Source organism: Pseudomonas petroselini (assembly GCF_045037875.1).
In the GTDB taxonomy this organism is placed as follows: Bacteria; Pseudomonadota; Gammaproteobacteria; order Pseudomonadales; family Pseudomonadaceae; genus Aquipseudomonas; species Aquipseudomonas petroselini.
The window spans coordinates 1,751,186-1,772,537 of the sequence record NZ_CP173614.1; the positions used below are offsets into that span (position 1 = coordinate 1,751,186).

General features: G+C 59.3%; 22 protein-coding genes. 17 read left to right on the plus strand and 5 right to left on the minus strand.

Annotation, left to right across the window (positions count from 1 at the left end; translation table 11 throughout):
• The first annotated feature begins 1 nt into the window (after nt 1).
• The 3 genes from ACI512_RS08150 (at nt 2) to ACI512_RS08160 (ending at nt 3,639) form a co-directional block, all read left to right on the plus strand.
• The gene (locus ACI512_RS08150; protein WP_012722195.1) at nt 2-1,264 is read left to right on the plus strand and encodes an ATP-binding protein; all 1,263 of its coding nucleotides are present in this window, start codon (nt 2-4) and stop codon (nt 1,262-1,264) included.
• Entirely contained in the window at nt 1,257-1,817 is a 561-nt protein-coding gene (locus tag ACI512_RS08155) for a response regulator transcription factor (protein ID WP_003171731.1), read from the plus strand. Before ACI512_RS08150 ends, ACI512_RS08155 begins: the two co-directional genes overlap by 8 nt.
• Before the next feature lie 97 nt (nt 1,818-1,914).
• Complete coding sequence (locus ACI512_RS08160) at nt 1,915-3,639, plus strand: ABC transporter ATP-binding protein/permease (protein WP_064054748.1); 1,725 nt, start codon at nt 1,915-1,917, stop codon at nt 3,637-3,639.
• A gap of 124 nt (nt 3,640-3,763) precedes the next feature.
• Here the strand turns inward: ACI512_RS08160 and ACI512_RS08165 are convergent, their stop codons facing one another.
• Nucleotides 3,764-4,201, minus strand: coding sequence for a YhcB family protein (locus ACI512_RS08165; RefSeq protein ID WP_032893585.1), 438 nt, complete (start codon nt 4,199-4,201; stop codon nt 3,764-3,766).
• Between the two features lie 147 nt (nt 4,202-4,348).
• On the opposite strand from ACI512_RS08165, the gene ACI512_RS08170 reads away from it, so the two are divergent.
• The 3 genes from ACI512_RS08170 (at nt 4,349) to zapE (ending at nt 7,531) form a co-directional block, all read left to right on the plus strand.
• Nucleotides 4,349-4,978: an alpha/beta hydrolase gene (locus ACI512_RS08170; RefSeq protein ID WP_064054749.1), complete on the plus strand. Its 630-nt coding sequence runs from the start codon at nt 4,349-4,351 to the stop codon at nt 4,976-4,978.
• A gap of 24 nt (nt 4,979-5,002) precedes the next feature.
• A complete protein-coding gene (locus tag ACI512_RS08175) occupies nt 5,003-6,358 on the plus strand; it encodes a tryptophan--tRNA ligase (protein ID WP_236378573.1) in 1,356 nt (451 codons plus the stop codon).
• A 78-nt stretch (nt 6,359-6,436) separates the two neighbouring features.
• Complete coding sequence (gene zapE / locus ACI512_RS08180; RefSeq protein ID WP_012722199.1) at nt 6,437-7,531, plus strand: cell division protein ZapE; 1,095 nt, start codon at nt 6,437-6,439, stop codon at nt 7,529-7,531.
• 129 nt (nt 7,532-7,660) lie between these two features.
• Here zapE and ACI512_RS08185 read toward each other — a convergent pair whose 3' ends face one another.
• Nucleotides 7,661-8,581, minus strand: a complete 921-nt coding sequence (locus ACI512_RS08185) for a GlxA family transcriptional regulator (RefSeq protein ID WP_183143933.1) — start codon at nt 8,579-8,581, stop codon at nt 7,661-7,663.
• 220 nt (nt 8,582-8,801) lie between these two features.
• On the opposite strand from ACI512_RS08185, the gene ACI512_RS08190 reads away from it, so the two are divergent.
• The gene (locus ACI512_RS08190) at nt 8,802-9,938 is read left to right on the plus strand and encodes an acyl-CoA dehydrogenase family protein (protein ID WP_012722201.1); all 1,137 of its coding nucleotides are present in this window, start codon (nt 8,802-8,804) and stop codon (nt 9,936-9,938) included.
• Nucleotides 9,939-10,044: 106 nt separating this feature from the next.
• Here ACI512_RS08190 and ACI512_RS08195 read toward each other — a convergent pair whose 3' ends face one another.
• Nucleotides 10,045-11,085: an NADP(H)-dependent aldo-keto reductase gene (locus ACI512_RS08195; protein ID WP_064054751.1), complete on the minus strand. Its 1,041-nt coding sequence runs from the start codon at nt 11,083-11,085 to the stop codon at nt 10,045-10,047.
• Between the two features lie 248 nt (nt 11,086-11,333).
• Here ACI512_RS08195 and rplM point away from each other — a divergent pair, with 248 nt between their 5' ends.
• The 8 genes from rplM to ACI512_RS08235 all read left to right on the plus strand — a co-directional run bounded on the left by rplM (nt 11,334) and on the right by ACI512_RS08235 (nt 17,131).
• Nucleotides 11,334-11,762: a 50S ribosomal protein L13 gene (gene rplM, locus ACI512_RS08200; RefSeq protein WP_003188508.1), complete on the plus strand. Its 429-nt coding sequence runs from the start codon at nt 11,334-11,336 to the stop codon at nt 11,760-11,762.
• A gap of 14 nt (nt 11,763-11,776) precedes the next feature.
• Complete coding sequence (gene rpsI, locus ACI512_RS08205; protein WP_003171743.1) at nt 11,777-12,169, plus strand: 30S ribosomal protein S9; 393 nt, start codon at nt 11,777-11,779, stop codon at nt 12,167-12,169.
• Nucleotides 12,170-12,436: 267 nt separating this feature from the next.
• On the plus strand, nt 12,437-13,030 hold the full coding sequence (petA, locus tag ACI512_RS08210) for a ubiquinol-cytochrome c reductase iron-sulfur subunit (RefSeq protein ID WP_012722203.1): 594 nt from the start codon (nt 12,437-12,439) through the stop codon (nt 13,028-13,030).
• Nucleotides 13,030-14,241, plus strand: a complete 1,212-nt coding sequence (locus ACI512_RS08215; RefSeq protein WP_003171746.1) for a cytochrome bc complex cytochrome b subunit — start codon at nt 13,030-13,032, stop codon at nt 14,239-14,241. The genes petA and ACI512_RS08215 overlap by 1 nt, the downstream gene beginning before the upstream one ends.
• Nucleotides 14,241-15,020 (plus strand): cytochrome c1, encoded by a 780-nt coding sequence (locus ACI512_RS08220; protein WP_012722205.1) that lies wholly within the window; start codon nt 14,241-14,243, stop codon nt 15,018-15,020. Before ACI512_RS08215 ends, ACI512_RS08220 begins: the two co-directional genes overlap by 1 nt.
• Before the next feature lie 149 nt (nt 15,021-15,169).
• Complete coding sequence (locus tag ACI512_RS08225) at nt 15,170-15,787, plus strand: glutathione S-transferase N-terminal domain-containing protein (protein WP_012722206.1); 618 nt, start codon at nt 15,170-15,172, stop codon at nt 15,785-15,787.
• 17 nt (nt 15,788-15,804) lie between these two features.
• Entirely contained in the window at nt 15,805-16,224 is a 420-nt protein-coding gene (locus ACI512_RS08230) for a ClpXP protease specificity-enhancing factor (RefSeq protein WP_012722207.1), read from the plus strand.
• A 157-nt stretch (nt 16,225-16,381) separates the two neighbouring features.
• On the plus strand, nt 16,382-17,131 hold the full coding sequence (locus tag ACI512_RS08235) for a FadR/GntR family transcriptional regulator (protein ID WP_064054754.1): 750 nt from the start codon (nt 16,382-16,384) through the stop codon (nt 17,129-17,131).
• 10 nt (nt 17,132-17,141) lie between these two features.
• Here ACI512_RS08235 and ACI512_RS08240 read toward each other — a convergent pair whose 3' ends face one another.
• Both ACI512_RS08240 and ACI512_RS08245 read right to left on the minus strand, forming a co-directional pair.
• Nucleotides 17,142-17,345, minus strand: coding sequence for a hypothetical protein (locus ACI512_RS08240; RefSeq protein ID WP_064054755.1), 204 nt, complete (start codon nt 17,343-17,345; stop codon nt 17,142-17,144).
• 191 nt (nt 17,346-17,536) lie between these two features.
• Nucleotides 17,537-18,694: a phospholipase gene (locus ACI512_RS08245; protein ID WP_236378571.1), complete on the minus strand. Its 1,158-nt coding sequence runs from the start codon at nt 18,692-18,694 to the stop codon at nt 17,537-17,539.
• 244 nt (nt 18,695-18,938) lie between these two features.
• Between ACI512_RS08245 and kdgD the strand changes: the two genes are divergently transcribed.
• Together kdgD and ACI512_RS08255 are read left to right on the plus strand one after the other, a co-directional pair.
• On the plus strand, nt 18,939-19,850 hold the full coding sequence (gene kdgD / locus ACI512_RS08250) for a 5-dehydro-4-deoxyglucarate dehydratase (protein ID WP_012722210.1): 912 nt from the start codon (nt 18,939-18,941) through the stop codon (nt 19,848-19,850).
• Nucleotides 19,851-19,904: 54 nt separating this feature from the next.
• A complete protein-coding gene (locus ACI512_RS08255; protein WP_405121732.1) occupies nt 19,905-21,350 on the plus strand; it encodes an aldehyde dehydrogenase family protein in 1,446 nt (481 codons plus the stop codon).
• The last annotated feature ends 2 nt before the right edge of the window (nt 21,351-21,352 follow it).

Here is a 21,352-nt window from a genome sequence, read left to right on the forward strand (position 1 = left end):
CATGCTCGCCGCCGTAAAACTGACTTCCGCCACCCGCCAGAACCTCTGGCGCCTGACGTTCATCCGTACCCTGGTACTGGCCGCACAGGCCGGCTCCGTCGGGCTCGCCTATTGGTTCGACCTGTTGCCGCTGCCGTGGCTGCAATTGGGCGTGACCCTGGGTTTCTCCATCGTGCTCTGTGTGTTTACCGCCATCCGGTTGCGCACCACGTGGCCGGTGACCGAGCTGGAATACGCCCTGCAATTGGCGTGCGACCTGTTTATCCACAGTGTGTTGTTGTATTTCTCCGGTGGTTCCACCAATCCGTTTGTTTCTTATTACCTGGTGCCACTGACCATCGCCGCCGTGACCCTGCCGTGGCGCTATTCGGTGGTGCTGTCGGGCATCGCATTGACGCTGTACACCTTGCTGTTGGCGCGCTTCTATCCGCTGCAAACGTTCCCGATCGCGCGGGAAAACCTGCAGATCTACGGGATGTGGTTGAGCTTTGCGCTGTCCGCTGCGGTCATTACGTTCTTCGCGGCCCGCATGGCCGAAGAACTGCGCCGCCAGGAAGAACTGCGCGCCATTCGCCGTGAAGAAGGCTTGCGCGACCAGCAGCTGTTGGCCGTTGCCACCCAGGCCGCCGGCGCCGCCCATGAGCTGGGCACACCCTTGGCCACCATGAGCGTGCTGCTCAACGAAATGACCCAGGACCATCACGACCCGGCATTGCAAGAAGATCTCGGCGTGTTGCGTGAACAGGTCAAGCAGTGCAAGCAGACCCTTCAGCAGTTGGTGCGCGCCGCCGAAGCCAATCGCCGCCTGGCGGTGGAGATGCAGGACGTGACCCAGTGGCTCGATGAAGCCCTGAACCGCTGGCACTTGATGCGCCCCGAAGCCAGTTACCGTTTTCATCTATTAGGGCAAGGCACCGTGCCGCGCATGGCGCCGCCACCGGACTTGACCCAGGCCCTGCTCAACTTGTTGAACAATGCCGCCGACGCCTGCCCCGAAGGCCTGGGCGTTCAACTGGACTGGGACCTGGAAAACGTCACCATCAGTATTCGTGACCACGGCGCGGGCGTGCCGCTGGCCATTGCCGAACAGATCGGCAAACCGTTCTTTACCACCAAGGGCAAAGGCTTCGGCCTCGGTCTTTTTTTGAGCAAGGCCAGCGTGACCCGCGCCGGTGGCTCAGTAAAACTCTATAGTCATGAGGAAGGCGGCACGCTCACCGAGCTGCGCCTGCCCCGTGTCGCACGAGGAGATATCGATGAGTGACGAGATCCAAGTCGAAGGCGAAGAACTGCCGCACCTGCTGCTGGTAGATGACGACGCCACCTTTACCCGCGTGATGGCGCGCGCCATGAGCCGTCGCGGTTTTCGCGTGAGCACCGCAGGCTCCGCCGAAGAAGGGCTGACCATCGCCCAGGCCGATCTGCCGGACTACGCTGCGCTCGACCTGAAAATGGACGGCGACTCCGGCCTGGTGCTGCTGCCCAAGCTGCTGGAGCTCGACCCGGAAATGCGCGTGGTGATCCTCACCGGTTACTCCAGCATTGCCACCGCTGTCGAGGCGATCAAGCGCGGCGCCTGCAACTACCTGTGCAAGCCGGCAGACGCCGACGACGTGCTGGCCGCGTTGCTGTCCGAGCATGCCGACCTTGACACCCTGGTGCCGGAAAACCCGATGTCGGTGGACCGCCTGCAGTGGGAGCACATCCAGCGCGTGCTGACCGAGCACGAAGGCAATATCTCCGCCACCGCGCGGGCCTTGGGTATGCACCGTCGCACCCTGCAACGCAAGCTGCAGAAACGTCCGGTACGACGCTGAACCTAAGCTGAACAACCTGCTTCAGGCCGCGCGAAACGCTGAACCGATCACCTATGATCGGTTCAAACGCCTGCCTTCTTCCCTACGAGCCTGAACGATGAATCCGAACGCTGAGTACTCCGCGGTCAATGACGCTGTGCGTGGGCAATTCTTTCGCCGAACCTGGGCGATGATCACGCCTTATTGGCGAAGTGAAGAGAAGGGCAAAGCCTGGTTGCTGTTGGCCGCGGTGATCGGCCTGTCGCTGTTCAGCGTGGCAATTTCCGTCTGGCTCAACCACTGGTACAAGGACTTCTACAACGCCCTGGAAAAAAAGGACACCGCCGCCTTCTGGCAACAGATCGGCTATTTTTGCGCTATCGCAGCGGTGGCTATTCTCGGCGCGGTATACCGCCTTTACCTGACTCAGATGCTGACCATTCGCTGGCGGGCGTGGCTCACCGAAAAGCACTTTGCGCGCTGGCTCGGCAACAAAAACTACTACCAGTTGGAGCAGGGCGGCTACACTGATAACCCGGACCAACGTATCTCCGAAGACCTCAATAGTTTTACCTCGAACACGCTGAGTCTAGGTCTTGGGCTGCTGCGCAATGTGGTCAGCCTGGTGTCGTTTTCCGTCATCCTGTGGGGCGTTTCGGGCAGCATTGACGTGTTCGGTATCACCATCCCCGGCTACATGTTCTGGTGCGCATTGGTCTACGCCGGCGTGGGCAGTTGGTTGACCCACCTGATCGGTCGCCGGTTGATCGGCTTGAGCAACCAACAACAACGTTTCGAAGCGGACCTGCGTTTCTCCATGGTGCGGGTGCGGGAGAATGCCGAGAGCATCGCCTTGTACAACGGCGAGGCTAACGAAAACCAGCGCTTGAGCACGCGATTCGGCAAGGTCTGGCATAACTTCTGGGACATCATGAAGGTGTCCAAGCGCCTGACATTCTTTACCGCCGGCTATGAACAGATTGCGATCGTGTTTGCCTTTGTGGTCGCCGCGCCCCGCTACTTTGCCGGGAAGATCGAGCTGGGTGAGCTGATGCAAATCAACTCGGCGTTTGGCAACGTGCAAGGCAACTTCAGCTGGTTTATCAGCGCTTATGCCGACCTGGCCGGTTGGCGGGCGACCAGCGACCGTCTCTTGAGCTTTCAGCAGGCCATGGATGAAAACGAGCAACGCCCGGCCGCCATTGAGGTGCACGCGGAAGGCGAACGCCTGGTGGTGCAAGGGTTGGGCATGAACCTGGCCGATGGCCGCCACCTGCTCACCGACGCCAACATGATCGTCGAGCCGGGTCAGCGCGTCATGCTCAGCGGCCGCTCCGGCAGCGGCAAAAGTACCTTGCTGCGCGCCATGGGCCATCTCTGGCCTGCGGGTCACGGCAGCATTCGCCTGCCGGCCAAGCGTTACCTGTTCCTGCCACAGAAGCCCTACTTGCCGATTGGCACGTTGAAGGCGGTGTTGAGTTATCCACAGGACGACAGCGTCTACTCGGCAGAACGTTATGCACAGGTCCTGGAAACTTGCCGCCTGCCGCACCTGGTGGGGCGCCTGGATGAAGCCAATCACTGGCAGCGCATGCTCTCGCCGGGTGAGCAGCAACGCCTGGCCTTTGCCCGCGCGTTGTTGTTCGCACCGCAATGGCTGTACATGGACGAAGCGACGTCAGCGATGGATGAAGAGGACGAGGCGACGCTGTACCAGGCGCTGATTGATGAGCTGCCGGGTCTGAGCATCGTCAGCGTGGGTCATCGCAGCAGCCTCAAACGCTTCCATGGTAGGCATGTGCGGATCGAGGGTGGCTGGTTGCAGGAGCAACCACTGGCTTAAGGTCGCGTGCAGCCAGTGTGGGAGCACGTCCAAAGTGGATCTACCGTGTTCTGGAGAACGAGCGTGCACAAAAAAGCCCGGCTGATCATCGATCAACCGGGCTTTTTAATTGCCTGAAGAGAACTTACTTCTTCAAGCCGTAATGCTCATCCAGCATGCCTGGGGCGTTCGGCGTCTTTGGCGCGTAGTCCCGTGGTGGCTCCTGATTTTCCCGTGGCGGGGTCAGGCGTTCCCGTGGGGGTTGCGGTGCATCGGAATGCAACGCGGCCAGCAGACGCTGACGGGTGATGTCGTCGAGGGCCAGGCGGTTAGCGCCATCGGCGAGGTGATCCTGTACTTCCTGGTAGCTCTGGGTGAGCTTCTTGACCAGGGTCGCGGTGCTGTTGAAGTGGGTAACAACCTCGTTCTGATAACTGTCAAAACGTTCCTGAATGTCATCCAGCTGACGCTGCGTGCGGTTAGGCGCGGCATTCGGCAGCAAGCGAGCAACCAGGAATCCAATGGCGACACCGGCAACCAGGGCAAGAGTCGGCAACAACCAAACTAAGAGCGAGTGTTCCACGAGTCCTTCCTCTATAAACGGCTTTGCTTTACGTTAACGGCTCGGACCTGCGCTGTATACCGCGATTAAGCTCGCAATGATGCCATGCACAGACTTTTAGCTAGACGAGTCGACCCTTTGAGAGGTCACGGAGTTCATTCCTTGCTCATGCGTGAAACCCCCGTTTTGATCGATGGCCCGGTAGGCCAATTGGAAGCCCTGTACCTGGATCACCCCGAGCCACGTGGCCTGGCGCTGATCTGCCACCCTAACCCGGTGCAGGGTGGGACCATGCTCAATAAAGTTGTATCGACTCTGCAACGTACCGCCCGCGATGCCGGCTTGATTACCTTGCGTTTCAATTACCGTGGCGTCGGCGCCAGTGCCGGCACGCACGATATGAGCACCGGTGAAGTGGACGATGCCGAAGCGGTCGCCACGTGGCTGCGGGAAAAACACCCTGATCTGCCGATCACCCTGCTTGGGTTTTCGTTCGGCGGCTACGTGGCTGCCAGCCTTGGCGGGCGCCTGGAAGCCAAGGGTGAAAAACTCGCGCACCTGTTCATGGTCGCCGCTGCGGTGATGCGCCTGCGCGATACCGACACGCTTCCCCAAGGCTGCCCGCTGACCTTGATCCAGCCGGAAACCGACGAAGTGGTGGACCCGCAAGTGGTCTACGACTGGTCCGCCGCCCTGAAACGCCCCCATGAGCTGCTGAAAGTGGCAGAATGCGGACACTTTTTTCACGGCAAGCTGACCGATCTCAAGGATCTGGTGCTGCCGCGTCTCTCGAATTGATAGCAGTCTGATAAGCGATTACCCATGACGACTCGTACCCGTATCCTCACCGGCATCACCACCACCGGCACGCCGCACCTGGGCAACTACGCCGGTGCGATCCGCCCGGCAATCCTGGCCAGCCAGGACGCGAATGCCGACTCGTTCTACTTCCTGGCCGACTACCATGCCCTGATCAAATGCGATGACCCGCAGCGTATCCAGCGCTCGCGTATGGAAATCGCCGCGACCTGGCTGGCCGGTGGCCTGGACGTGAACCGGGTGACGTTCTATCGGCAGTCGGACATCCCGGAAATCCCCGAGCTGACCTGGCTGCTGACCTGCGTGGCCGCCAAGGGCTTGCTCAACCGCGCCCACGCCTACAAAGCCTCGGTGGACAAGAACGTGGAAACCGGCGAAGACCCGGACGCGGGCATCACCATGGGCCTGTACAGCTACCCGGTGCTGATGGCGGCGGACATCCTGATGTTCAACGCGCACAAAGTGCCGGTGGGCCGCGACCAGATCCAACACGTGGAAATGGCCCGTGACATTGGCCAGCGTTTCAACCACCTGTTCGGCAACGGCAAAGAATTCTTCACCATGCCCGAGGCGTTGATCGAAGAAAGCGTCGCCACTTTGCCGGGCCTGGATGGCCGCAAGATGTCGAAGAGCTACGACAACACCATCCCGTTGTTCACCAGCGCCAAGGACATGAAGGACGCCATCTCGCGGATCGTTACCGACTCCCGCGCGCCTGGCGAAGCCAAGGACCCGGACAATTCGCACCTGTTCACCCTGTACCAGGCGTTTGCCAGCAAGGCCCAGGAAGAAGAGTTCCGCGCCGAGCTGCTGCAAGGGCTGGGTTGGGGCGAGGCGAAAAGCCGTCTGTTCCAACTGCTGGATGGCCAACTGGGCGAAGCCCGTGAGCGCTACCATCAACTGATGTCACGCCCATCTGACATGGAAGACCTGCTGCTGGTCGGTGCCAAGAAGGCCCGTGCCGTGGCGGCACCGTTCCTGGCTGAACTGCGTGAAGCGGTGGGCCTGCGTTCGTTCGTCAACCAGGCTTCGGCGCCGGTTGCGGCCAAGAAGAAAGCGGCGAAAGCTGCACGGTTCGTGAGCTTTCGCGAAGACGATGGCAGCTTCCGCTTCCGCCTGCTGGCGGCGGATGGTGAGCAACTGCTGCTGTCGCGCCACTTTGCCGATGGCAAGGCGGCGGGCGTGGTGACCAAGCAGCTGCAGAGCGGTGACGCTTTGGACGTACGCACTGAGGCCCTGGGCTTCAGCGTATGGCTGGACGGTTCCGCCGTGGCAGACAGCGCCGAGTTCGCCGACGAAGCATCCCGTGATGCCGCCATCGAAGCCTTGCGCGTTGCGTTGACCCCCCTCGAGGATTAACCCGACCAAGGGTTGATTGCCATTATCCAGGGCCGTCGTTACAGTGACGGCCCGTTTTTGTTGCCTTGCTAACGAATTATGACGCCCCTAGAACGATATCAAGCTGATCTGAAACGCCCTGAATTCTTCCATGACGCAGCCCAGGAAACGGCGGTGCGTCATTTGCAGCGCCTGTACGACGACTTGGTCGCGGCCTCGCAGAGCAAGCCAGGCATGTTCAGCAAGCTGTTTGGCAAGAAAGACCACACGCCGGTCAAAGGCTTGTACTTCTGGGGCGGCGTCGGCCGCGGCAAGACTTACCTGGTCGACACCTTTTTTGAAGCGCTGCCGTTCAAGGAAAAGGTGCGCACGCACTTCCACCGCTTCATGAAGCGCGTGCACGAAGAGATGAAGACCCTGCCGGGCGAGAAAAACCCGCTGACCATCATCGCCAAGCGTTTCTCCGATGAAGCGCGAGTGATCTGTTTCGATGAGTTCTTCGTCTCCGACATCACCGACGCCATGATCCTCGGCACCCTGATGGAAGAACTGTTCAAGAACGGCGTGACCCTGGTCGCCACCTCGAACATCGTACCCGACGGCTTGTACAAGGACGGCCTGCAACGCGCGCGCTTCCTGCCGGCCATCGCGCTGATCAAGCAGAACACCGAGATCGTCAACGTCGACAGCGGCGTCGACTACCGCCTGCGTCACCTGGAGCAAGCGGAGCTGTTCCACTTCCCGCTGAATGAAGCGGCCCACGAAAGCCTGAAAAAGAGCTTCCGCGCCCTCACGCCGGAATGCACCCAGGCGGTGGAAAACGACAAGCTGATGATCGAGAACCGCGAAATCATCGCGCTGCGCACCTGCGATGACGTGGCCTGGTTCGAGTTCCGCCAACTGTGCGACGGCCCGCGTAGCCAGAACGACTACATCGAACTGGGCAAGATCTTCCACGCAGTGATCCTGAGCGGCGTGGAGCAGATGAGCGTTACCACCGACGACATCGCGCGACGTTTCATCAACATGGTCGACGAGTTCTACGACCGTAACGTCAAGCTGATCATCTCGGCGGAAGTCGAGCTCAAGGACCTGTACACCGGCGGCCGCCTGAACTTCGAGTTCCAGCGCACGTTGAGCCGCTTGCTGGAGATGCAGTCCCACGAGTTCCTGTCGCGTGGACACAAGCCTTAAGAGCGCTACAGATCTAAATGTGGGAGGGGGCTTGCTCCCGATAGCAGTGTGTCAGTCAGCACATCTGGCACTGACACGCCGCTATCGGGAGCAAGCCCCCTCCCACATTTTTACCGCGTTTAACCTGGCTTAAGCAGCCTGCTGAAACTGCTGCCGATACTGGTTAGGCGACAACTCCGTGTGCTGCCTGAACAGCCGCGCAAAGAAGCTCGCATCGTCATACCCCACCTCATAACTGATGGTCTTGATGCTCTTGCGGCTGCCCGAGAGCAAGCCCTTGGCCGTTTCGATGCGCAAGCGTTGCAGATAATGCAGTGGCTTATCACCGGTGGCGGTCTGGAAGCGGCGCATGAAGTTGCGGATGCTCATGCCGTGCTCCCGAGCCACGTCTTCGAAGCGGAACTTGTCGGCGAAGTGCTCTTCGAGCCAGTGCTGGATCTGCAGGATAATCACATCCTGATGCAGCTTCTGCCCGCCAAACCCAATGCGTCCAGGGGAATAGCTGCGCTGCACTTCGTAGAGAATGTCGCGGGCCACGGCCTGGGCGATGTTGGCGCCGCAGAAACGTTCGATCAGGTAGATATAGAGGTCGCACGCGGACGTGGTGCCGCCGGCGCAATACAGGTTGTCGGCGTCGGTGAGGTGCTTGTCCTGGTTGAGCTGCACCTGGGGGAAGCGTTCGCTGAAGGCGTTGAAGAAGCGCCAGTAGGTCGTGGCCTCCTTGCCGTCGAGCAGGCCGGCTTCGGCCAGCCAGAACACCCCGGTGGCTTCGCCGCATAACACCGCGCCGCGTGCGTGCTGTTCGCGCAACCACGGCAGCACCTGCGGGTAGCGCGTGCACAAGGCGTCGAAGTCATCCCAGAAGGCCGGCAACACAATGATGTCGGCGTCTTCCAGGCCGCCATCCACCGGCATGATTACATCACTGAAGCTGCACACCGATTGCCCGTCGGGGCTGACCAGGCGTGTTTCGAATGCCGGGGTGAGGCCCAGGCCTTGTTGCTTGCCGTAACGCAGGCTGGCGAGGTGGAAGAAATCCTTGGCTTGCATGAGGGTTGAAGCAAATACCCGATCAATGGCCAAAATGCTGACGCGCCGCAACGGCGTGGAGATTTGGTTAGACATAATTTCATTTATTCTTATAGGGGAAAGTGGTCACCAGACGGCTGGATCGTCTTATTTTTTGTCGCATGTGTCCAGTGTCCTGTGATGCCTTCGGGGCATAGTCTCTGTGGGCTCGTCTTTGTCCGACAATCCACGCAGGTGACCCATGATTCCCAGAACCTTGTTCAGTCCGGAACACGAACTCTTCCGCGAGAGCGTGCGCACTTTCCTGGAAAAAGACGCCGCGCCGTTCCACGGGCAATGGGAGAAACAGGGCTATATCGACCGCAGTTTGTGGAGCAAGGCGGGGGAGGCGGGCATGTTGTGCTCCCACCTGCCGGAAGCCTATGGCGGGCTCGGTGCGGACTTTCTGTACAGCGCGGTGGTGATCGAAGAGATCAGCCGGCTGGGCCTGACCGGCATTGGTTTTTCCCTGCACTCGGACATTGTTGCGCCGTACATCCTGCATTACGGCAGTGAGGCGCTGAAGCACAAATACCTGCCCAAGCTAATCTCCGGCGAGATGGTCACGGCCATTGCCATGACCGAGCCGGGAGCCGGTTCCGATCTGCAAGGGGTCAAGACCACGGCGGTACTGGACGGCGATGAGTATGTGATCAATGGCTCCAAGACGTTTATCACCAACGGCTACCTGGCCGAGTTGGTGATCGTGGTGGCCAAGACCGATCCCAAGGCGGGCGCCAAGGGCACCAGCCTGTTCCTGGTAGAGGCCGACACGCCGGGCTTCGACAAGGGCAAGCGCCTGGAGAAGGTGGGCATGAAGGCCCAGGACACCTCGGAGCTGTTCTTTCAGGATGTACGGGTGCCCAAGGAAAACCTGCTGGGTCAGGCGGGGATGGGGTTTGCCTATTTGATGCAGGAGTTGCCCCAGGAGCGCCTGACGGTGGCGATCGGCGCGTTGTCATCAGCCGAGGCGGCGCTGGCGTGGACCCTGGAATACACCCGCGAGCGCAAGGCGTTCGGCAAGGCGATTGCCGACTTCCAGAACACTCGCTTCAAGTTGGCGGAGATGGCCACCGAGATTCAGATCGGTCGGGTGTTTGTCGACAAGTGCATGGCGTTGCACCTGGAGGGCAAGCTGGACGTGCCCACGGCGGCGATGGCCAAGTACTGGGCCACGGACCTGCAGTGCAAGGTGCTCGACGAGTGTGTGCAGTTGCACGGCGGCTACGGCTTCATGTGGGAATACCCGATTGCGCGGGCGTGGGCGGATGCGCGGGTGCAGCGGATTTATGCGGGTACCAATGAAATCATGAAGGAGATTATTGCGCGGGCGCTTTGATTTTTTGCGGGTCTTGAATGCGTCATCGGGGGCAAGCCCCCTCCCACACTGGCATGCATTCCAAGTGTGGGAGGGTTCTACACCCCGATAACGGTCTAGAGGTCAATCAAGGCGCAGGATTCGGATGATCCTTCTGAATCGCCTCAATCCCTTCCAGCACTTCCTTCGACAGCTTCAGGTCAGCACTGGCGATGTTGCTATCCAGTTGCTCCAGTGACGTTGCGCCAATAATGTTGCTGGTCACGAACGGCTGTTGTGTCACAAACGCCAATGCCATCTGCGCCGGGTCCAGGCCGTGCTCGCGCGCCAGTGCCACGTAACGGCTGCACGCCGCCTCCGACTGCGGGTTGAAGTAGCGGCTGAAACGGCTGTACTCGGTCAGGCGTGCCTTGGCCGGGCGTGCGCCCCCTTCGTACTTGCCGCTGAGCATGCCGAATGCCAGGGGCGAATACGCCAGCAGGCCGCATTGCTCACGAATCGCGATTTCCGCCAGGCCCACTTCAAAACTGCGGTTGAGCAGGTTGTAGGGGTTCTGGATTGACACCGCGCGTGACCAGCCACGGGCTTCGGCCAGGGCCAGGAATTTCATGGTGCCCCACGGGGTCTCGTTGGACAGGCCGATATGGCGGATCTTGCCGGCCTTCACTTGCTCATCCAGTGCTTCGAGGGTTTCCTCCAGCGGAGTGAGGTCGTCTTCGTCCTTGTGCTTGTAGCTCAGTTGACCGAAAAAGTTGGTGCTGCGCTCCGGCCAGTGCAACTGGTAGAGATCGATCCAGTCGGTTTGCAGGCGTTTTAGGCTGGCATCCAGGGCTTCGACGATGTGTTTGCGGTTGTGGCGCAGGTGACCATCGCGGATGTAGTCGATGGTGTTGCCGGGGCCGGCGATCTTGCTGGCGAGGATCCAGTCGGCGCGGTCGCCACGGCTTTTGAAGTAATTGCCGATATAACGTTCGGTGGTGGCGTAGGTGTCGGCCTTGGGCGGCACCGGGTACATTTCCGCGGTATCGAGGAAGTTGATGCCGGCGGCCTTGGCCCGTTCGATCTGTGCGAAGGCCTCTGCCTCGCTGTTCTGCTCGCCCCAGGTCATGGTGCCCAAGGCGATCGCGCTCACGTTCAGATCGGTGCGGCCCAGCTGTCGATAATCCATCGTGTACTCCTTCGGGGAAAACAATCATAAAAGCAGGTTGAATTTTTTTTCGCAATCTGCATAATTGCCCACCTCTTTCTGCAGTGGAAGTGATGCGCCGCCTGCCGAAGAATCTTGCCGTTGAACGGACGCGCCGACCCGAGCCCCCGATAGCGTCTGTATCCGGCTGCCTTTGACTTGTCAAAGTACGCACTATTCAGTAAGATCCGCCGTCTAATTTACAGGGCGGCCCCTGAGGCTATTAAAGAATGACAACTTTTACTGCAAAACCGGAAACAGTTCAGCGCGACTGGTTTGTCGTCGACGCCGCTGGTCAGACCCTGGGTCGTCTGGCCACTGAAGTCGCCAGCCGTCTGCGTGGCAAGCACAAGCCTGAGTACACCCCTCACGTTGACACCGGTGACTACATCGTGATCATCAACGCTGAGCAGGTTCGTGTAACCGGCAACAAAGCAAGCGACAAAATGTACTACCGTCACTCCGGTTTCCCAGGCGGTATCAAGTCTTCCAATTTCGAAGGCCTGATTGCCAAGAAGCCTGAAGCCCCGATCGAAATCGCGGTCAAAGGCATGCTGCCTAAGGGCCCACTGGGTCGCGATATGTTTCGCAAGCTGAAAGTCTATGCGGGCGCTGTACACCCTCATGCTGCTCAGCAGCCCCAAGAACTGAAGTTTTAACGGAATAGTTCATTATGTCGGCGACTCAAAATTACGGCACTGGCCGTCGCAAAACCGCAACCGCACGCGTTTTCCTGCGTCCGGGCACTGGTAACATCTCGATCAACAACCGCACTCTGGACAACTTCTTCGGCCGCGAAACTGCCCGCATGGTAGTTCGTCAGCCGCTGGAACTGACCGAGACAGTTGAAAAGTTCGACATCTACGTCACCGTTATCGGTGGCGGTGTAAGTGGTCAAGCTGGCGCAATCCGCCACGGTATCACTCGCGCTCTGATGCAGTACGACGAAACCCTGCGTGGCGCTCTGCGCAAAGCTGGCTTCGTGACTCGTGATGCCCGTGAAGTTGAACGTAAGAAAGTCGGTCTGCGTAAAGCGCGTAAGCGTCCGCAGTACTCGAAGCGTTAATTCGCTTTACGTTCCACAAAAACGCCCAGCCTCCTCACGGAGCTGGGCGTTTTTTATTGCCTGCGATTTATACACAAATTTCGCCGTGACAACTTGCCACATCCGTAGACCCCCTATACTACAAGGCCTGGAGGCTGAGCCCAGGGCAATTCCCTTGTCATACGTGGGGCTTTTCATTACCATTCGGCAAAATTTTTATAAGTAAAGATTCAACACTTAGTAGACGCCTGATTTAACAGGCCAAAAAAGCTGATGGGAGAGGACTGAATGAGCAATGACGGCGTGAATGCAGGCCGGCGTCGCTTCTTGGTAGCAGCCACATCCGTGGTGGGTGCTGCAGGAGCGGTGGGGGCTGCGGTCCCGTTCGTGGGGTCATGGTTTCCCAGTGCCAAGGCGAAAGCCGCAGGTGCACCGGTGAAGGTGAATATCAGCAAGATCGAGCCAGGGCAGCAGATGATTGCTGAATGGCGCGGTCAGCCGGTCTTCATTGTTCGTCGTACCGAGGAAATCCTGGGGAATCTGAAAAAGATCGAAGGCCAGCTGTCTGACCCCAAATCTGAGAATTCCGACCAGCCCGCCTACGCCAAGAACGAAGTGCGTTCGATCAAGCCAGAGATCCTGCTGCTGGTCGGTCTTTGTACCCACCTGGGTTGCTCGCCTACCTTTCGCCCGGAAGTGGCCCCGGTCGATCTGGGCAAGGACTGGGTCGGCGGTTACTTCTGCCCCTGCCACGGCTCCCACTACGACCTCGCCGGCCGTGTCTACAAGTCCCAGCCTGCTCCGTTGAACTTGCCGGTTCCTCCGCACAACTACGAATCTGACGACATCATTGTCATTGGCCTCGACAAGGAGAACGCGTGATGAGCAAGTTCATGGATTGGGTGGATGCGCGCTTCCCCGCCACTAAAATGTGGGAAGACCATCTCAGCAAATATTACGCGCCGAAGAACTTCAACTTCTTCTACTTCTTCGGCTCCCTGGCACTGCTGGTGCTGGTCAACCAGATCGTCACCGGGGTGTGGTTGACGATGAGCTATACGCCGTCGGCGGAAGAGGCGTTTGCCTCGGTCGAATACATCATGCGTGACGTCGAGTACGGCTCGATCCTGCGCCTGCTGCACTCCACCGGCGCGTCGGCGTTCTTTATCGTCGTCTACCTGCACATGTTCCGTGGCCTGCTCTACGGCTCGTACCAGAAGCCCCGCGAGCTGGTGTGGGTGTTCGGCATGCTGATCTACCTGGCGCTGATGGCGGAAGCCTTCATGGGCTACCTGCTGCCGTGGGGCCAGATGTCGTACTGGGGCGCCCAGGTGATCATCTCGCTGTTCGGTGCGATCCCGGTGATCGGCAATGACCTGACCCAGTGGATCCGTGGTGACTACCTGATCTCCGGCATCACCCTGAACCGCTTCTTCGCCCTGCACGTGGTGGCCTTGCCAATCGTGATCCTCGGCCTGGTGGTGCTGCACATCCTGGCCCTGCACGAAGTGGGTTCCAACAACCCTGACGGCGTCGACATCAAGAAGCACAAGGATGAAAACGGCATCCCGCTGGATGGCATTCCGTTCCACCCTTACTACACCGTGAAAGACATTGTCGGCGTGGTGGTATTCCTGTTCGTGTTCTGCTCGATCGTGTTCTTTTTCCCGGAGATGGGCGGTTATTTCCTCGAGAAGCCGAACTTCGAACAAGCCAACGCCTTCAAGACGCCTGAGCATATTGCACCGGTCTGGTATTTCACGCCGTTCTACGCGATCTTGCGCGCAATCCCCGACAAACTCATGGGCGTGATCGCCATGGGGGCGGCCATTGCGGTGCTGTTCGTGCTGCCTTGGCTCGACCGCAGCCCGGTCAAGTCCATGCGCTACAAAGGCTGGCTGAGCAAGATCTGGCTGTGGGTGTTCTGCATTGCGTTCGTGATCCTGGGCGTGCTGGGCGTATTGGCGCCGACCCCAGAGCGTACGTTGTTGTCGCAGGTCTGCACCTTCCTGTACTTCGCCTACTTCATTCTGATGCCGTTCTACACCCGGCTCGAGAAGACCAAACCGGTTCCGGAAAGGGTGACTGGCTGATGAAAAAGTTATTCGTTGCATTGATGCTTGCGGCCCTGCCGCTACTGTCCTTCGCTGCCGAGCACGGCGGCCCGGAACTGGAAAAAGTCGATATCGACGTGTCTGACAAGGCGGCTATGCAAGACGGCGCGCGTACGTTCGCCAACTATTGCATGGGCTGCCACAGCGCCAAGTTCCAGCGTTACGAGCGGGTGGCCGATGACCTCGGTATCCCCCATGAAATGATGCTGGAGAAGCTGGTGTTCACCGGTGCCAAGATCGGTGACCACATGAACATCGGCATGAAGCCTGCCGACGCCAAGACCTGGTTCGGCGCAGCACCGCCTGACTTGACTCTGGTGGCACGTGTACGCGGCACCGACTGGCTTTACGGCTACCTGAAATCCTTCTACGAGGACCCGGCGCGCCCTTATGGCGTGAACAACCGTGTGTTCCCGAATGTCGGCATGCCTAACGTTCTGGTCGGCCTGCAAGGCAAGCAAGTGGTAGGATGCAAGCAGATCCAGGTCGTTGAAGACGGCAAGAAGCAATACGATCCGTTGACCGGCACACCTTTGACTCATGAAGCGTGCGATCAACTGAAGATAGAAACCCCAGGTTCGTTGACGGACGAGCAGTTCGACGAGAAGGTCAAGAACCTTGTGACCTTCCTGGCCTACTCCGCCAACCCGGTCAAACTGCAGCATCAGCGCATCGGTACGTATGTGTTGCTGTACCTGGCCTTCTTCTTCGTATTCGCCTATCTGCTCAAACGCGAATACTGGAAGGATGTGCATTGATCCAACCGTAAGCAATTGCTGTTAATCTTGCGCGCCCAGCGGCATCTCTGAATACGTAGCGGTCTGGTTCTATCAGGCGTTACAGGGATGCTCCCTGGGCGCGCTCGTTTTTGAGCTTTCGATAATTTCAACAAGCGAGGAGGACCGCCATGGGCGTGACCAACCGGTTGGCCTGTTACTCCGACCCCGCCGACCACTATTCCCACCGAGTACGCATCGTGCTCGCAGAGAAGGGTGTCAGCGCCGAGATCATCAGTGTGGAAGTGGGTCGTCATCCGCCGAAACTGATCGAAGTGAACCCTTACGGCAGCTTGCCCACCCTGGTCGATCGTGACCTGGCGTTGTGGGAGTCAACCGTGGTGATGGAATACCTGGATGAGCGTTATCCGCATCCGCCTTTGCTGCCGGTTTATCCGGTGGCGCGTGCCAACAGCCGACTGCTGATCCATCGGATCCAGCGTGACTGGTGCGGGTTGGTGGATTCGATTCTGGATTCGCGTACAAAAGAAGCTGTTCGGGTGCAGGCGCGTAAGGAATTGCGCGAGAGCCTGACCGGCGTTTCGCCGTTGTTCGCGGATAAACCTTTTTTCCTCAGTGAGGAACAAAGCTTGGTGGATTGCTGCCTATTACCGATACTCTGGCGCTTGCCGATTCTCGGTATTGAACTGCCGCGGCCGGCCAAGCCGCTGCTTGATTACATGGAGCGCCAGTTTGCGCGTGAGGCTTTCCAGGCGAGTCTGTCTGGCGTCGAACGCGATATGCGCTAAGGCTTAAGGAGCCGCTGATGAACTCCAGTCGACCCTACCTGGTCCGCGCGCTCTATGAGTGGATTGTGGACAACGATTGCACCCCGCACATGCTGGTCAATTCCGAATTTCCTGCGGTTCAGGTACCGGAGGGTTTTTCCAGTGATGGGCAGATTGTGCTGAACGTATCACCCAGTGCGGTGCGTCACCTGCACATGGACAATGAAGCGGTGAGCTTCGAAGGGCGTTTCGGCGGTGTGCCGCATACGCTGTACGTGCCGATTGGCGCCATCCTCGGCATCTATGCCCGGGAGAATGGTCAAGGCATGGTGTTCGATCTGGAGTCGCCTTTCGAGGAGGATGAAGCGATCGAAAGCGAAGCGGGTGATGATTTGCCACCACCGGATTCCGAGCCACCGCGCCCTAGCGGCCGGCCGAGCCTGAAGGTGGTGAAATGATGGGCTTGACCTTCGGGTAGGCCGAAAAAATGCCTCGACCTGTGTCGGGGCATTTTTTTGCGCGCAGGATAGGGATGAAAGTCGTGCCCGGACGGTGATCGTACAACCACCATAGGCTATGATGCGTGTTCAAGCTCAACGAGAAAGATGATTCATCATGGAAAACGCCAACACCGCCCCTCGTCTTCCCCGCAAGCGCCGCAGCCTTGCCCAGGAATTGGTCACGGTGTTGTCCGAGCAGATCCGCGACGGCCAACTCAAGCGGGGCGATAAGCTGCCCACCGAGTCGGCGATCATGGACGCCCATGGGGTCAGCCGCACGGTGGTGCGGGAGGCTATCTCACGTCTGCAGGCGGCGGGACAGGTAGAAACCCGCCATGGTATCGGCACTTTTGTGCTCGACACGCCAAGCCCGAGCGGCTTTCGCATCGATCCGGCCACGGTCGTTACCCTGCGCGATGTGCTGGCGATTCTGGAGCTGCGGATCAGCCTGGAAGTGGAGTCCGCCGGCCTCGCCGCGTTGCGCCGCAACGATGAACAATTGGCCGCCATGCGTGCGGCGCTCGATGCCCTGAATGAAAGCGCGGCCCACGCCGGCGATGCGGTGGCATCCGACTTTGCGTTCCACCTGGAAATTGCGCTGTCCACCGGCAACCGCTACTTCACCGACATCATGACCCACCTGGGCACCAGCATCATTCCGCGCACCCGCCTGAACTCGGCGCGCTTGGCCCATGACGACCAGCAGCACTACATGGGGCGCTTGAGCCGTGAGCATGAAGAGATCTACGAGGCGATTGCGCGTCAGGATTCGGATGCGGCGCGGGCGGCGATGCGGTTGCATTTGACCAACAGCCGCGAGCGGCTGCGCCATGCCCATGAAGAGGCGGAGGCGCAGCGACAGTAGCGCGATGACTTCAGGCAGGCTCCATGTCGTACTCGATAACTACTGTCACATCATCTTCCATGACGAACGTTTTGCTGATTACACGAAACCTAGTGCCGTCTTGAACAACAAAATCGCCTACCGCGATAATCTCGTTAACGCCTACGCAACCCTCTTGGGTTTGGGGCTGGTTGGTTCCGTTGACTTTAAAAGTCAGCATCGGTTTGTGCGCCATTTTCACACCTCATCGATTACCAAAATAATGTTTGCCTCTCCAGACGCTTACGCTGTTTAGTCCTCTCGGGCTGGACACTGGGGAGTCCGTGGCAACGTTAGGGATGTCTGTGATCTGGCGATACTGTCAGAATTAACAGTCGCGACGAACGGCCCCACGCGCGCGTTTGCACACGTGGAGCTATGATCACCTCAAGACTGCGGGCTGTTCGGCCTGTAGTCCTTCAACAACAAATACGTACTCCACCCCCACCAATCATTTGTCCAGTGCTTGTCGTTCAGGTCATTCACCTCCTTGCGGCGCAGCACCTTATCCCCCTCCATCTTGAACAGCGGCGAGAAGTTATTCGCCGGGTTCTGCGCCGCATTCAGGTCCGGAACATACAACGGCGCCTTGAAGTTGGCCGGGGAGGGCGCGACACCGCTGATAAACGTCTCGAAGACCTCATCCGCCGAAGCCTGCACCGCACGTTTGACCTGCACCCGATTGTCCGCATCAATCGCGTCGAAGTAGCGCTTATCCCCATAGGCGTGCCACTGATCGCCCATGGCATTACGCACCTTGAGCCCGAACTTGCTGTCTTCGTCATGCATGAAACGGCTGATCAGCGAACCCAGTTCACCGGGTGTCACCACCGCGGCGAGTTGTTTGCGCGGCACACGCAAATGGCCTGCCGAAAACAGATCGGTCAAAAAGTGATCAGCAAAACCGTTCATGGCATACGCCAGTTCCAGCGCCTGATCGGTGCCGGTCTGGTGAGCCACGACAGCTTGCTGCAACGCCGCCGTATGCCCCGCCAGGTAGGCCGACAGCGCCCACTCGCCGAAGTGGTCGGCATTGTCCGCCGCCAACTTCAAATAGCGCCCCAGTGGAATCAGCGCCGACACCGCGCTGCCTCCGCCGGTGATGCGGTTCCATTCTCCAGACAACGTATCGCCCAGCGCGTCGTAAGCCTCATGGGCCTGCTTGCCCTCCTTGACCGCCTGCTGGACCGCAGAAATCTCCTTTTGCATCACGGCGAGGATCTTGTGTGCTTCTTCGCGCGCGGCGGGCAGCACGGCCAGGGAGTTGAAAGCTGCGGTAAAGCGTTGCACGCGTTCGGCAGGGGAGGTGCCATCGCTGATGGGCTGGCCAGGAATGCCATAGAAGTCGCCGCCCAGGGCGATGACTTGGCCATACGTCAGCGCCAGTCCGTTGGGCAGGTGCAGTTCGATCTGGCGCGCGGGAATCGGCGCGGCATCTTTGACAAAGCGCAACAGGGCGTCATCGCCGATGGCGGTGTGTTCACCCCCTTCAAAACGCAGGGTGGGCGGTTTTTTTTCGGGTGCTGCGAGTTCAAGACCTGACATGTTAGCTCCTTGCTATGTCGTAGGAATCTTCCTTAAAGGCTGTATATATATACAGCTTTAGCGAGCATAGAGGAAAAAAGTCCCACGTCAAGAACAGCGGTTTTGAAGTGTTCCGCCCCTGCATCTGCGAACGGTCGATGAATTGCAGTTGACGAAATTATTTATAGTTGTACGATGACGTACGACATCACCAAAACCAACAACAACCTTTCAATAGAAAGTCTTCGCCCAGGGTGTTCGAATAATGAATCCACAAGAACTGAAGTCCATCCTCTCCCACGGTCTGCTGTCTTTCCCGGTGACCGATTTCAATGCCCAGGGTGACTTCCACCAGGCGGGCTACATCAAGCGCCTGGAATGGCTGGCCCCTTACGGCGCTACCGCCCTGTTCGCTGCCGGCGGTACCGGTGAGTTTTTCTCCCTCGCTGCCAGCGAATATTCCCAAGTGGTGAAAACCGCCGTTGATACCTGCGCCACCAGCGTGCCGATTCTTGCCGGTGTCGGCGGTGCAACCCGCCAGGCCATCGAGTACGCCCAAGAGGCCGAGCGCCTGGGTGCCAAAGGTTTGCTGCTGCTGCCGCACTACCTCACCGAAGCCAGCCAGGACGGTGTTGCCGCCCACGTTGAAGCCGTGTGCAAGTCGGTCAAGATCGGTGTCGTGGTCTATAACCGCAACGTTTGTCGCTTGACGGCGCCCCTGCTGGAACGCCTGGCCGAGCGCTGCCCGAACCTGATCGGCTACAAAGACGGCCTGGGTGACATCGAGTTGATGGTGTCGATCCGCCGTCGCCTGGGCGACCGTTTCAGCTACCTCGGTGGCTTGCCGACTGCAGAGGTTTACGCCGCTGCCTACAAGGCACTGGGCGTGCCGGTGTACTCCTCGGCGGTGTTCAACTTCATCCCGAAAACCGCGATGGACTTCTACCACGCCATTGCCCGCGACGATCACGCCACCGTCGGCAAGATCATCGACGACTTCTTCCTGCCGTACCTGGACATCCGCAACCGCAAGGCCGGTTACGCCGTGAGCATCGTCAAGGCAGGCGCGAAAATCGCCGGCTATGACGCAGGCCCGGTGCGCACCCCGCTGACCGATCTGCTGCCGGAAGAATACGAAGCCCTGGCCGCGCTGATCGACAAGCAAGGTCCGCAATAAATTATCCACAAGGCCGCTGAGCAATCAGCGGCCTTTTGCGTCAGGAGAAGATTCGTGTCTCAAGCTCAACGTTTTGATAACTACATCAATGACCAGTGGGTGGCCGGCGCTGACTATTGCGTCAACCTCAACCCGTCGGAGTTGTCCGATGTCATTGGCGAATACGCCAAGGCTGACGTTGCTCAAGTCAACACCGCCATTGATGCTGCCCGCGCCGCGTTCCCGGCTTGGTCCACTTCCGGGATCCAGGCTCGCCACGATGCCTTGGATAAAGTCGGCAGCGAAATCCTCGCTCGCCGCGAAGAGCTCGGCACCCTGCTGGCCCGTGAAGAGGGCAAGACCCTGCCCGAAGCCATTGGCGAAGTGACCCGCGCCGGTAACATCTTCAAGTTCTTCGCCGGTGAGTGCCTGCGCCTGTCCGGTGACTACGTGCCATCGGTTCGCCCGGGCGTCAATGTCGAAGTCACCCGCGAAGCCCTGGGTGTGGTCGGTTTGATCACGCCGTGGAACTTCCCGATCGCCATCCCTGCGTGGAAAATCGCCCCGGCCTTGGCCTACGGTAACTGCGTGGTGATCAAGCCCGCCGAGCTGGTACCGGGCTGCGCCTGGGCCCTGGCAGAGATCATTTCCCGTGCCGGTTTCCCTGCCGGTGTATTCAACCTGGTAATGGGCAGCGGCCGTGTGGTCGGTGATGTGCTGGTCAACAGCCCGAAAGTCGATGGCATCAGCTTCACCGGTTCGGTGGGCGTCGGTCGCCAGATCGCCGTCAGCTGCGTGTCGCGCCAGGCCAAAGTGCAGTTGGAAATGGGCGGCAAGAACCCGCAGATCATTCTGGACGACGCCGACCTCAAGCAGGCCGTCGAGCTGTCCGTACAGAGCGCGTTCTACTCCACCGGCCAGCGTTGCACGGCGTCCAGTCGCCTGATCGTCACCGCCGGTATCCACGACCAGTTCGTCGCGGCCATGGCTGAGCGCATGAAGTCGATCAAGGTCGGCCACGCCCTCAAAAGCGGCACCGACATCGGCCCGGTGGTTTCCCAGGCCCAGTTGGACCAGGACCTCAAGTACATCGACATCGGCCAAAGCGAAGGTGCGCGGCTGGTCAGCGGTGGTGGCCTGGTGACCTGCGATACCGAAGGTTATTACCTGGCGCCGACGCTGTTTGCCGACAGCGAAGCCGCCATGCGCATCAGCCGTGAAGAGATCTTCGGCCCAGTGGCCAACGTAGTGCGCGTCGCGGACTACGAGGCGGCGCTGGCCATGGCCAATGACACCGAGTTCGGTTTGTCGGCGGGCATTGCCACGACGTCGCTGAAGTACGCCAACCACTTCAAGCGCCACTCCCAGGCCGGGATGGTAATGGTCAACCTGCCAACCGCCGGTGTGGACTATCACGTTCCGTTCGGTGGCCGTAAGGGTTCATCCTATGGTTCGCGTGAGCAAGGTCGCTATGCGCAAGAGTTCTACACCGTGGTGAAAACCAGCTACATCGGTTCGTAACA